The organism is Erwinia rhapontici, assembly GCF_020683125.1.
GTDB lineage: Bacteria > Pseudomonadota > Gammaproteobacteria > Enterobacterales > Enterobacteriaceae > Erwinia > Erwinia rhapontici.
This window is the reverse complement of sequence record NZ_CP085627.1, coordinates 2877896-2891452: the sequence shown is the minus strand read 5'-3', so window position 1 is coordinate 2891452 and position 13557 is coordinate 2877896. Positions and strand designations below refer to the sequence as shown.

The 13557-nt window shown below is 53.7% G+C and carries 9 protein-coding genes and 1 pseudogene; all 10 read left to right on the top strand.

Features of this window, described 5'->3' with window-relative positions; translation table 11 throughout:
• Positions 1-685 precede the first annotated feature (685 nt).
• Positions 686-1039, top strand: coding sequence for a flagellar transcriptional regulator FlhD (gene flhD, locus LJN55_RS13530; protein ID WP_133841755.1), 354 nt, complete (start codon positions 686-688; stop codon positions 1037-1039).
• Entirely contained in the window at positions 1039-1617 is a 579-nt protein-coding gene (flhC, locus tag LJN55_RS13525; RefSeq protein ID WP_133841756.1) for a flagellar transcriptional regulator FlhC, read from the top strand. Before flhD ends, flhC begins: the two co-directional genes overlap by 1 nt.
• 130 nt (positions 1618-1747) lie before the next feature.
• Positions 1748-2632, top strand: a complete 885-nt coding sequence (gene motA, locus LJN55_RS13520; protein WP_133841757.1) for a flagellar motor stator protein MotA — start codon at positions 1748-1750, stop codon at positions 2630-2632.
• Positions 2629-3660 (top strand): flagellar motor protein MotB, encoded by a 1032-nt coding sequence (gene motB / locus LJN55_RS13515; RefSeq protein ID WP_133841758.1) that lies wholly within the window; start codon positions 2629-2631, stop codon positions 3658-3660. Before motA ends, motB begins: the two co-directional genes overlap by 4 nt.
• A gap of 10 nt (positions 3661-3670) precedes the next feature.
• Positions 3671-5677, top strand: a complete 2007-nt coding sequence (gene cheA, locus LJN55_RS13510) for a chemotaxis protein CheA (protein ID WP_133842137.1) — start codon at positions 3671-3673, stop codon at positions 5675-5677.
• Positions 5678-5701: 24 nt separating this feature from the next.
• Entirely contained in the window at positions 5702-6199 is a 498-nt protein-coding gene (gene cheW, locus LJN55_RS13505; RefSeq protein WP_133841759.1) for a chemotaxis protein CheW, read from the top strand.
• Positions 6200-6342: 143 nt separating this feature from the next.
• The gene (locus tag LJN55_RS13500; RefSeq protein ID WP_133841760.1) at positions 6343-8013 is read left to right on the top strand and encodes a methyl-accepting chemotaxis protein; all 1671 of its coding nucleotides are present in this window, start codon (positions 6343-6345) and stop codon (positions 8011-8013) included.
• A gap of 312 nt (positions 8014-8325) precedes the next feature.
• Positions 8326-9993, top strand: a complete 1668-nt coding sequence (locus LJN55_RS13495) for a methyl-accepting chemotaxis protein (RefSeq protein ID WP_133842138.1) — start codon at positions 8326-8328, stop codon at positions 9991-9993.
• 205 nt (positions 9994-10198) lie between these two features.
• Entirely contained in the window at positions 10199-11878 is a 1680-nt protein-coding gene (locus LJN55_RS13490) for a methyl-accepting chemotaxis protein (RefSeq protein ID WP_133841761.1), read from the top strand.
• 107 nt (positions 11879-11985) lie between these two features.
• Positions 11986-13542, top strand: a pseudogene (locus LJN55_RS13485) (methyl-accepting chemotaxis protein).
• Positions 13543-13557 lie beyond the last annotated feature (15 nt).

The following is a 13557-nucleotide window of genomic DNA, read 5'->3' as shown; positions in this document are numbered from 1 at the left end:
AAGGGGTTGACTGCTTACAAAGCATTATCACTTCCTGTAAAAAACCTGCGCTATGTCACATTTTTGACTTCATGTAGCGGTCAGATATTCACCGTGAGTAACTAACCATACTCGGCTGTCTCACTGTCTTTTCTGGCATTAAATCCTGTTTATTTTATTTATTGCGAGATTAACGCTCGGTGTTTGCCGCTTCGTCTCAGCCGGTTCGCTTTAATATACCAATTAGTCCGCTTTTGGACTGGTGATGGTTACTCACGGTGTGAAATTTACAAAAAATGACCGAAATGGTTAGTTAGTGAGCTAATCAACAGTATTGCTGATGGGTTTTTGGGAAGTATTTGCCTTAAAAATGTGATCTACGTCACACTTTATCTAAAATTCGGCTGGCTTCTCGTTGTATCCCACGAATAGAGGGGATAGAGTTGCCTTGTTTTCGGAATAGTCTTAAAAGAATGTAACAAGAAGTCACGGACGGGGTCAGGGAAGAGAGGGCTCAGGAAAGGCCACTGGCAAAATGAATTCATGATTATTTCCTGGCTTGGTTTGCCGAAAAACAAGACAGCTTATTTATACGTTTGGCGTTTGCCACTAAATTTTTTGCCATCTTTAGATTTACCAACCAGCAACCATGGTAGCGGCCTCAGCCGCACACGTTAAAAGTAGTGTCAGTCAGGATGGAAAAAAAATGGGTACATCAGAATTACTCAAACATATTTACGACATCAACTTGTCATATTTATTGCTCGCACAACGTTTAATTAACCAGGAAAAAGCTTCAGCAATGTTCCGTCTGGGCATCGATGAGCCAATGGCCGATGCGCTTGCAGGATTAACATTGCCCGAAATGGTTAAGCTGGCCGAAACCAATCAATTGGTGTGTCAGTTCCGTTTCAACGATCACAAGTCAATCAGCCGTCTCACTCAGGAATCTCGCGTGGACGACTTACAACAGATCCATACAGGCATCTTGTTATCTAGTCGTTTATTACGTGATGTCTCGAAAGATGATGAGACACCGAAAAAGAGAGTGGCGAGCTAATGGCTGAGAAAAGTATTGTTCAGGAAGCGCGCGATATTCAGCTGGCGATGGAACTCATCACTCTGGGTGCACGCTTACAAATGTTAGAAAGCGAAACGCAGCTGAGTCGCGGTCGCTTAATTAAGTTGTATAAAGAGTTGCGCGGTAGCCCACCGCCAAAAGGCATGCTGCCGTTTTCTACCGATTGGTTCATGACCTGGGAGCAGAATATCCATGCTTCCATGTTTTGTAATGCCTGGCAGTTTATGGTGAAAAGCGGGTTGTGTACGGGTGTGGAAGCGGTGATCAAAGCTTACCGTCTCTATCTCGAACAGTGCCCGCAACAGGACGAGGGCCCGCTGTTGGCGCTGACACGCGCCTGGACCCTGGTCCGGTTTGTTGAAAGTGGCATGCTGGAATTAACCGGTTGCAAATGCTGCGGCGGAAGCTTTATTAACCATGCGCATCAGCCCGTGGGTAGCTTCACTTGCAGCCTGTGCCAACCGCCATCTCGAGCGGTAAAAAGACGTAAACTTATCGCAGAAGTTGCCGATAACAATTCACAACTGCTGGATGAACAGGTTAAACAAGCCGTTTAATAGTGTTCGCCACGTGGAGTGAATCCAGCAGCGGTCTTTGACCGCTGCTTTTTTTTTGCCCCACGTCTGGTGTTCCCCCTGTTTATTCTGGCTCCCTTCCACCCACACGTTTGCAGCGTAAGGATTATTTGTGCTGATTATATTGGGTTACATCCTTGTCCTCGGGTCGGTGTTAGGCGGCTTCGCAATGGTTGGCGGCCATCTTGGCGCATTATACCAACCCTCAGAAGTGCTGATTATTGTCGGTTCCGGTGTCGGTGCGTTTATCGTTGGTAACAACGGTAAGGCGATTAAAGCGACATTGAAATCGCTACCGTTGCTGATGCGTGGCGCGAAATACAATAAAGCCGTTTATATGGATTTGATGGCGCTGCTGTATCGCCTGATGGCTAAATCGCGCCAGCAGGGGATGCTGTCGCTGGAGCGCGATATCGAAAATCCGCAGGAAAGTGAGATTTTTGCTAATTACCCGCGCATTCTTGCCGATAAAAGATTAGTGGATTTTATTACCGACTATTTACGCCTGATGGTCAGCGGCAATATGAATGCCTTTGAGATCGAAGCGTTGATGGACGAAGAGATTGAAACCTACGAACACGAGTGTGATGTCCCGGCAACGGCACTGGCGACGATGGGTGACTCACTTCCGGCATTCGGTATCGTTGCAGCGGTAATGGGGGTTATTCATACCCTGGCTTCTGCAGACCGACCTGCGGCGGAACTGGGTGCGCTGATCGCCAACGCGATGGTGGGAACCTTCCTCGGTATTTTGTTAGCGTACGGTTTTATCTCTCCACTGGCGGGTGTATTACGCCAGAAGTGTGCAGAGAACACCAAGATGATGCAGTGCATTAAAGTCACGCTGCTTTCCAGCCTCAACGGTTATGCCCCGCAGATTGCGGTGGAGTTTGGTCGTAAGACGTTGTACTCAACCGACCGACCGTCGTTTACCGAGCTGGAAGAGCATGTGCGTAATGCTAAATCCAATAAGCAGACTTCGGACCAAGACGCATGAAGCATAACAATCACCCCATTGTGCTGGTAAAGCGGAAAAAGTCGAATAAGCATGCCGGCTCGCACGGTTCATGGAAAATCGCCTACGCCGACTTTATGACGGCAATGATGGCCTTTTTTATGGTGATGTGGCTGATTTCAATCTCGAGTCCTCAACAATTGATTCAGATTGCCGATTACTTTAAAACGCCGCTGAAAGTGGCGTTAACCGGCGGGCAGCGCAGCAGCGATAGCTCAAGCCCGATTCCTGGCGGTGGCCAGGACCCGACGGAAAAAATCGGTGAAGTCCATAAAGTGGTGGATATGGATGCGCAGAAACGCAAGCTGGAAGAGATTCGTCTGAACCGCCTGCGGGAGAAGCTGGACCAGCTGATTGAAGCTGACCCGCGACTGCGTGCTCTGCGTCCGCACCTGATTATTAACATGGTGGAAGAGGGGCTGCGTATTCAGATCATCGACAGCCAGAATCGACCCATGTTTAAAACCGGTAGCGCTGAGGTTGAACCTTATATGCGCGATATTTTGCGCGCTATTGCCCCGATTCTGAATGATATTCCGAACCGGATCAGCCTGGCGGGCCATACCGATGATTTCCAGTATGCCGGGGGCGACCGTGGCTACAGTAACTGGGAACTCTCTGCCGACCGCGCCAATGCATCACGGCGTGAGCTGGTACTGGGAGGACTGGACGGTGGCAAGATGCTGCGCGTGGTGGGCATGTCTGACACCATGAAACTAAAGAATCGCGGCGGAAACGATTCGGTGAATCGACGTATCAGTCTGCTGGTGTTAAATCATGACACCGAAACGCAGATCGAGCGTGAAAACGCCGAAAGTGATGCGGTGCAGATTAACGATGCAAGTAGCCTTAAAGAGATAGCGGCGCCGGAAGTTCCTTCCACAGCCACCAAAAACCAAGACCCTCAACACCCACAGGCTGAGTCTGTCAGTACCCAGGCGCCGGTAACTTCGTTACCTGCTGCTCCGGCACCGACGACCCAGACCGATCGCGACTCACAGCCGAGGTGATACCGTGAGCATGGATATCAGCGACTTTTACCAGACGTTCTTTGATGAAGCCGACGAATTGTTGGCGGACATGGAACAACACCTGTTGGGTCTTGACCCGCAGGAACCAGATTCGGAACAGCTTAATGCTATCTTCCGGGCTGCCCATTCGATTAAAGGCGGGGCGGGTACTTTTGGTTTCACTGTTTTACAGGAAACCACGCATATTCTGGAAAATATTCTCGACGGTGCGCGCCGCGGCGAAATGCAGCTCAGTACCGATATCATCAACCTGTTTTTGGAAACCAAAGATATTATGCAGGAACAGCTAGATGCGTATAAAACCGCCTCGGAACCCGACGCCGCGACGTTTGCATACATTTGTCAGGCCTTACGTCAGCTCGCGCTGGAAGCCAAAGGCGAAGCACCGGTCACCGACATCGCACCTGTTGCAGCGGGCGGTACGCCTTCCGTAGTGGCCAGCGGTCTGCGCATTAAACTGACCGGGTTGAAAACCAACGAAGCCGATCTGATGCTGGAAGAGCTGGGTAACCTGGGCACGGTTTCCGATGCGGTAAAAGGTGATGATTCACTGGAAGCCACACTCGACTCCTCTGTTGGTAAAGACGATATCGTTGCCGTGTTGTGCTTCGTTATCGACGAGTCGCAGATCCACTTCCCACAGGCTGATGTGGTGGATATTGCCAGCGCCATGACGGAAGCGCCTGTGGTTGAGGCCGTGGCGGATGCTGAAGCTGACGTCGCTGCAGAGCCTGAACTGGCCAGTGTCAGCGACATTGTGCAGTTGAAGCGTGAGCCGGCGAAAAAAGTCGCTAATCCAAAAGTTAACGAATCCACCAGTATCCGTGTAGCGGTAGAGAAGGTCGATCAGTTGATCAACCTGGTTGGCGAACTGGTGATTACCCAGTCAATGCTGGCCCAGCGCTCCGGTGAACTTGACCCGGTTAACCACGGCGACCTGCTCAACAGCATGGGGCAGTTGGAACGTAACGCCCGTGACTTGCAAGAGTCGGTGATGTCGATTCGTATGATGCCGATGGAATACGTCTTCAGCCGCTTCCCACGCCTGGTGCGTGACCTGGCCAGTAAGCTGGGTAAAGAAGTTGAACTGACCCTGATGGGCAGCTCGACCGAACTGGATAAGAGCCTGATCGAACGTATCATTGACCCGTTAACGCACCTGGTGCGTAACAGCCTTGACCACGGTATCGAAACCCCTGACAAACGCCAGGCGGTAGGCAAACATGCGATCGGTAACCTGACGCTGTCTGCGGAACATCAGGGCGGCAACATCTGCATCGAAGTCACCGATGATGGTGCCGGTCTCAACCGTGAACGTATTCTGGCGAAAGCCTTGTCTTCTGGCCTGCCGGTCAGCGAATCCATGAGCGACGAAGAAGTCGGCATGCTGATCTTCGCCCCAGGCTTCTCAACCGCTGAGCAGGTGACGGATGTTTCCGGCCGTGGCGTTGGTATGGACGTGGTGAAACGTAATATCCAGGAAATGGGTGGACACGTTGAAATTTCGTCTAAACAGGGCAAGGGCACCACAATCCGTATCCTGCTGCCACTGACGCTGGCTATCCTCGATGGGATGTCAGTGCGCGTGGCGAACGAAGTGTTTATCCTGCCGCTGAATGCGGTCATGGAATCACTGCAACCGCTGGCAGACGACCTGAAAGCACTGGCAGGCGGCGAACGCGTGCTGGAAGTGCGTGGCGAGTATCTGCCACTGGTTGAGCTGTGGAACGTCTTTGAGGTCCAGGGGGCCAAAACCGAAGCCACGCAGGGGATTGTTGTCATCCTGCAAAGCGCCGGAAAACGTTACGCGCTGCTGGTTGATCAACTGATTGGTCAGCACCAGGTGGTAGTGAAAAACCTGGAAAGCAACTATCGCAAAGTGCCGGGCATCTCTGCTGCCACCATCCTTGGCGATGGCAGTGTAGCGCTGATCGTCGATGTCTCAGCACTGCAGTCTCTGAACCGTGAAAAGCGTGTGGCGGGAGCCGCAGCCTGACAATAACTGATTAAGGGTAGAATTATGACTGGAATGGCCACTGTCACTAAACTCGCCGGCGAAACCGTGGGTCAGGAGTTCCTGGTGTTTACGCTGGGTGACGAAGAGTACGGAATTGATATCCTGAAAGTTCAGGAAATCCGTGGGTACGACCAGGTGACGCGTATCGCCAACACCCCGGCGTTTATTAAAGGTGTGACTAACCTGCGTGGCGTTATTGTTCCGATTATCGATCTGCGCATCAAGTTCGCGCAGCCCGATGTCGAGTACAACGACAATACCGTGGTGATCGTTCTGAATCTGGAACAGCGCGTGGTGGGTATCGTCGTTGACGGCGTGTCTGACGTGCTGTCTCTGACGCAGGACCAAATTCGTCCTTCCCCGGAATTCGCGGTCACCATGTCGACAGAGTATCTGACAGGTCTGGGTGCACTGGGTGAGCGTATGCTGATTCTGGTCGACATCGAGAAGCTGTTAAGCAGTGAAGAGATGGCGCTGATGGATACGCTGCGTAGCGCGTAATAGCGTGTTTTTCCGCGTGTTATAAAAAGAGGCGAATCGGTGATTCGCCTCTTTTAGTTACTAAACTCCCAGCAACATAAAGATCCCCGCCTGGTAACCGATACATCCACTGTTATTCCATTTATTTCACCAAGGGTTCACTTATGTTCACGCGTATTAAAGTCGTCACCAGCCTGATTCTGGTGCTATTTATCTTCGGTTTTTTACAACTGGCGGCGGGCGGCTTGTTTATCAACGCGCTCACACACGACAAAAATAGTTTTGCGGTTTCTCAAACGGCGAATGATAACGTCTCATTATTTACCGATGCGTGGGTCACGCTAAACCAGACACGTATCACCCTGAACCGCGGGATGTTGCGCATTCAGAGTGAAGCGGCGAACAGCGGCAGCAGCGCCTCTCTGTCTACGCTCAGTGCGCAGGCAAAACAGCAGCTGGTTACCGCACAACAATCTTATGATGCCTTCCTGGCGACGCCCGCAACACCAGGTGTGGATGTTGATCTGACCGAACGTCTTAAGCAGCGCTACAGCGATTACGTCACTGCGCTTGTCGCGATGACGCAGCAGATGGAAAACAAACAGCTGGATGCGATGTTCAAACAGAACATTGAAAAGAAGCAGATTGCCATGCAGGCGGTATATACCGAATGGCGTAAGGTGCAGAACCAGCTGAGCGCACAGGGTGCCGTGCAGAACCAGGAAGCCTATGAGCATATGCTGTGGACCATCGCCGCCGTGATGGCGCTGGTGATCGCACTGATTGTGCTGTGCTGGTTTGGTCTGCGTAATATTTTGATTCGTCCGTTGCAGGCGACGATTGCCCACATCCGCAGTATCGCATCGGGCGATCTGACGCAGAAAATTGTGTCAGAAGGGCGCAATGAGATGGCCCAGCTGGCGTCCAGTCTGCATGATATGCAGCAGTCGCTGGTGAAAACGGTCAGCGTGGTGCGTGACGGTTCTGATGCTATTTACACCGGTGCCAGCGAAATCGCTGCCGGAAACAATGACCTGTCATCGCGCACTGAGCAGCAGGCCTCCGCGTTGCAGGAAACGGCGGCCAGCATGGAGCAGTTGACGGCGACCGTGAAACAGAATGCCGAGAACGCCCGTCAGGCCTCTCAGCTGGCGCTCAGCGCATCAGAAACCGCGCAGAAGGGCGGTAAAGTGGTGGACGGCGTGGTGAAAACCATGAATGACATCGCCGGCAGTTCGAAGAAGATTGCCGACATTATCAGCGTGATTGACGGTATTGCCTTCCAGACCAATATCCTTGCACTGAACGCGGCAGTGGAAGCGGCACGTGCCGGTGAACAGGGCCGTGGTTTTGCCGTGGTGGCAGGAGAAGTGCGTAATCTGGCCCAGCGCAGTGCGCAGGCAGCGAAAGAAATTAAAGGGCTGATTGAAGATTCTGTTTCTCGGGTGGACAGCGGCTCTGCGCTGGTGGGTACCGCCGGGGAAACCATGACGGATATCGTCAATGCAGTGAGCCGTGTGACTGACATTATGGGTGAGATTGCCTCAGCCAGTGATGAACAGAGTCGCGGTATTGATCAGGTCGGCACGGCAGTGACAGAGATGGATCGTGTGACGCAGCAGAACGCCGCACTGGTGGAAGAGTCTGCTTCGGCGGCGGCCTCACTGGAAGATCAGGCCAGCCGTCTGACGCAGGCTGTTGCCGTGTTCCGTATTGCCCGTCAGGGCAGTGTGGCACCGGCACCGTTGAAGCGACCGGCATTGAAGGGCACTCCAGCGCGCAAGGCACCTGCCGTAGCCGCACCTGTGTCTGATTCAAACTGGGAAACGTTCTGATTTTACCGGGGTGATTTTTCGATTGCCCCGTGCTGGCCGACCGAAACAGAGGGTCGGCCACTCCCCCTCATGACAATACCTCCTGACCTTACCCATTTCAGCCTCCCCAGGGGGCGATCCTCTTTTTGCAGCGCCCGTCATGCAAATCGCCAAACATGTTAATAGTTTATCTCCGCAACGATAATAAAACGTTTCATCGTGATGATTAACTCGACAGCCATATGACTGACTGGTTTTCTGATGTCTTTGCAACATAAAGATCTGAATGCCCCTGCCGATAACAGCAGCGTCAACTGGCTAATAAGGAACATTATGTTTAAGCGTATGAAGGTCGTCACCAGCCTGATTCTGGTTCTGGTGTTTTTTGGTTCATTGCAGTTAATCACTGGCGGTTTGTTCTTCCAGGCTCTCAAAGGCGATAAGGATAACTTCGCCGTCTCCCAACAGCTTCGTCTGCAACAGTCTGCCCTCAACCAGTCCTGGATCGCGCTGATTCAGGCGCGTAACACCCTCAATCGTTCGGGTATCCGTTACACGCTGGATGCTAACCGTGAAGGCATCAGCGATGGCGTTAAACAGCTGCTGGCCGATGCGCAGGGGCAGTTAACCCTTGCTGAACAGAACTATGCGCTGTGGAACTCCCGCCTGTCAGAAGAAGGGAAAACCGCCGAGAACGTGCAGGCCATTCAGCAGAATTATCAGATTTTGCATGACGCACTGAGCGAACTCATCCAGTTGATGAATGCCGGAAAAATTAACGAATTCTTCGACCAGCCAACCCAGGGTTATCAGGACGGATTCGCTCATGCCTATAACACGTGGCTGACGAAAAATGATGCACAGGCGGCAGCCGGGGCAGATGAAAATCTGCGCGCATACGGTCAGGCGGTGTGGGTCCTCGGCAGTGTGCTGATCCTCTCCCTGCTGATCATTTTCAGCGTCTGGACCGGTATCCGCCATATTTTGTTGCGTCCGCTACAGACCAGCATTGACCATATTCGTCGTATCGCCAGTGGTGATTTGACACGTCCGATCGCGGTGGAAGGGCGTAACGAAATGGCGCAGCTGGCTTCCAGCCTGCAACATATGCAGGACGAGCTGGTCAAAACCGTCAGCGTGGTGCGCGACGGATCGGATGCCATCTACACCGGGGCCAGCGAAATCGCTGCCGGTAACAACGACCTCTCATCCCGTACTGAGCAGCAGGCTTCGGCATTGCAGGAAACCGCGGCCAGTATGGAGCAGTTAACGTCAACGGTGAAACAGAACGCCGAAAACGCCCGTCAGGCCTCTCAGCTGGCACTCAGCGCGTCAGAAACCGCGCAGAAGGGTGGCAAAGTGGTGGATGGCGTGGTGAAAACCATGAATGACATCGCCGGCAGTTCGAAGAAGATTGCCGACATTATCAGCGTGATTGACGGTATTGCCTTCCAGACCAATATTCTGGCACTGAATGCGGCAGTGGAAGCGGCGCGTGCTGGTGAACAGGGGCGTGGTTTTGCCGTGGTGGCCGGGGAAGTGCGTAACCTGGCGCAGCGCAGTGCGCAGGCAGCGAAAGAAATTAAAGGGCTGATTGAGGATTCGGTGTCCCGTGTGGATACCGGCTCTGTGCTGGTAGAAAGCGCCGGGGAAACCATGAATGACATCGTCAGCGCGGTGACCCGCGTGACCGATATCATGGGTGAAATCGCCTCCGCGAGCGACGAGCAGAGCCGGGGCATTGACCAGGTCGGCACCGCCGTGAACGAAATGGACCGCGTTACCCAGCAGAACGCGGCGCTGGTGGAGCAGTCTGCATCGGCGGCTGCGTCACTGGAGGATCAGGCAAGCCGTCTGACGCAGGCGGTGGCGGTGTTCCGCATCAGCCGTCAGAGCAGTGCACCCTCCGTGGTGCTGAAACGGCCAGCGCTGACCGCTACAGCAAAACAGCCTAAGCTGACCGCGCCTTCTTCCGGCGACAGTCACTGGGAAACCTTCTGATAATCTGATCAACCTGAACAGCAGGTCGGGCATACCCGATTGATGACCGTTGTTAATACGGGTCGGGCATGCCCGACCCGTACATTTTGTAGGGGCGGGTCATGACCCGCCCGCTTCTTTCCCCGTTTATCTGCATTCGCTGATAAAGATCCCCGTGTAATTGCCGATAAATCTCTCAGCAGTAGCTATCCAATTGGGGAAAGGTATGTTTAAGCGTATGAAAGTCGTGACCAGCCTGGTGTTGGTCCTGGTCATTTTTGGTTCATTGCAGTTGATTTCTGGTGGCTTATTTTTCCAGTCTCTGAAAGGGGATAAAGAAAACTTCAGCCTGACACAACAGATTCGCCGGGAACAGGCCAATCTCACCTCTGCATGGATAGCGCTGGTACAAACACGTAATACACTCAATCGCGCAGCAACGCGCTATTTGCTGGACGATAAAGGGCAGGGCAGCGGTTCCACCGTCACTGACCTCGTCGCGCTGGCAAAAACGCAGCTGGCAACCGCAGAACAGCAGTTCAGTGAATATAACAAAGAGCTGCCACCGGATGTGCTCAACCTGCCGCATGTGCAAGGTGTGAACGAGAACTACAAGATCCTGCACGGCGCGTTAGTCGAGCTGATCCAGATGCTGACCAGCGGAGACTTTAAAGGTTTCGTTGACCAGCCCACCACCGGTTTCCAGAACGGTTTCGAAAAAGCCTATGACGTCTGGTTAGCCCATACCGACTCAATGCTCGCAGCGGGTTCGGCACAGAATGAGAGTGCCTATCAGCGCGCTATCTGGGTGTTGCTGGCGATTTTGCTCATCTCTGTGGTGATCATCGCGACCGTCTGGACAGGTATTCATCAGATCCTGTTACGTCCGCTGAAATCCAGCATCGACCATATTCGTCATATTGCCAGCGGCGATCTGACGCAGCAAATCGATGTGGAAGGGCGTAATGAAATGGCACAACTGGCGATCAGCCTCCAGCATATGCAGCAGGAACTGATCAAGACCGTGAGCGTTGTGCGTGATGGCTCAGATGCTATCTACACCGGGGCCAGCGAAATCGCGGCGGGGAATAATGACCTCTCCTCGCGTACCGAAGAGCAGGCCTCCGCGTTGCAGGAAACCGCGGCCAGTATGGAGCAGTTAACGTCAACGGTGAAACAGAACGCCGAGAATGCCCGTCAGGCATCGCAACTGGCGCTCAGCGCGTCAGAAACCGCGCAGAAGGGCGGCAAGGTGGTGGATGGTGTGGTGAAAACCATGAACGACATCGCCGGCAGTTCGAAGAAGATTGCCGACATTATCAGCGTGATTGACGGTATTGCCTTCCAGACCAATATCCTGGCACTGAACGCCGCAGTGGAAGCCGCACGCGCCGGTGAACAGGGGCGTGGTTTTGCCGTGGTAGCGGGTGAAGTGCGTAACCTGGCCCAGCGCAGTGCGCAGGCAGCGAAAGAAATTAAAGGGTTGATTGAGGACTCTGTCGCCCGTGTGGATACCGGCTCTGTGCTGGTAGAAAGCGCCGGGGAAACCATGAATGATATCGTCAGCGCGGTGACCCGCGTGACCGATATCATGGGGGAGATCGCCTCCGCGAGCGACGAGCAGAGCCGTGGTATTGACCAGGTGGGCACCGCCGTGAACGAAATGGACCGTGTCACCCAGCAGAATGCTGCACTGGTAGAACAGTCTGCTTCTGCCGCTGCATCGCTCGAAGATCAGGCAAGTCGTCTGACTCAGGCCGTTGCTGTGTTCCGAATCCGTAAAGAAAATGTCATCGCGGCCGTTAATAACAACAGGGGCAAGGTTTCTCCTCTGCTGACACCGCCGCCAGCCGCGCGTAAAGCGCTGCCGCCGGGCAACTCAGACGATAACTGGGAAACCTTTTAAGCCGTTTACATGAAGTGATGTGATAAAGGGCCAGCCCGTTAAACGGGCGGCCCGATAAAAAGATTTTTTTGTTGCCTGTATCAGGTGACCTTCCCGGGGAGTGTGCAATGTTAAGTCGTTTACGTATTTCTGGCACGATTATCGCTCTGCTCGGACTTTTTTGCCTGATGCAAATTATTGCCAGTGGGTTGTCCTTCAACTCGTTTCGTCTGGATGCAAACAACATTCATCAGGTCGAGATTAGCGGTGACCAGCGTGATGCGCTGGGTGAAAGCTGGGCGGCACTGCTCAGTGCCCGGGTGACATTAAGCCGTGCAGGAACGCGTGCAGCACTTAATCTGCCCCGCGAACAGGTCGTCAGCCTGATGACCAAAGCGCAAAGCGACCTCGATCTGGCCGACAAAGCGTTTAAAACATTCAAAGCCATCCCCGCCGTGACACCGGAAGGGCAGGCGTTAGAAAAAGAGATCGTTGCCACCTATGACGTTTATTACAGCGAGCTGGCGCAGTTGATCGCTTACCTGCAAAACAATCAATTGCAGGCGTTTCTCGATTCACCCACTCAGGGTAAACAGGATAAATTCCAGGTGCAGTACAGCCTCTGGATGAAACATATTGATGCGTTGCGTGACCATGCAGGGGACGCCAGTAAAGGCTTCTACTCACAGTCGAAGGTGATTTTCGTGGTCGCGGTCGCGCTGTCACTGCTGGTGACGCTGGCCGGACTGTGGTGGGCGAAGCAGGGGCTGATTGCCCCCCTGGCCCGCATGCGTAGCCATTTTGAACGTATCGCTTCAGGCGATCTGAACGGAAAAGTGGAGACCGGCGGTAGCAATGAGCTGGGCCAGCTCTTTACCAGCCTCCAGCATATGCAGCAGGCGCTGGCGTCCACCGTGCGTGATGTACGCGATGGTAGTCGTGCCATGCAGGCCGGCATTCAAGAAATTTCGGCCGGAAACGATGACCTGTCAGCCCGCACTGAACAGCAGGCGGCATCGCTGGCGCAGACGGCGGCCAGTATGGAACAGCTGACGGCGACGGTCTCGGCTAACGCCGATAACGCGCGTCAGGCGTCAGATCTTGCCCGTGAAGCCTCAGGCACCGCCCATAAAGGCGGTTCGCTGACGGGCAATGTAGTCACGACGATGAACGCGATTGCGGGCAGTTCGAAGAAAATCGCTGATATCACCAGCGTGATTGATGGCATCGCTTTCCAGACCAACATCCTGGCCCTGAACGCCGCGGTAGAAGCCGCCCGAGCCGGGGAACAGGGACGTGGTTTTGCCGTGGTAGCGGGGGAAGTGCGTAACCTGGCTCAACGCAGTGCACAGGCTGCAAAAGAGATTAAGTCCTTGATTGAAGAGTCGGTAAGCCGGGTCGATCAGGGGGCGAAGCAGGTGGCCTCCGCCGGGGAAACGATGGATGAGATTGTCCAGTCGGTGAACCGGGTCAACGGGATTATGGGCGAAATCGCCGCCGCCAGCGATGAGCAGCGACGCGGTATTGAACAGGTTGCACTGGCTGTCAGCCAGATGGACCAGGTGACCTAGCAGAACGCCGCGCTGGTCGAAGAGGGCGCAGCGGCAACAGGCGCACTGGAATCACAGGCAGAATATCTGACGGCGGCAGTCAGCCGTTTCGCGCTGGATGAGCGTACAGAGTAAAGAGCGATCCTCAGG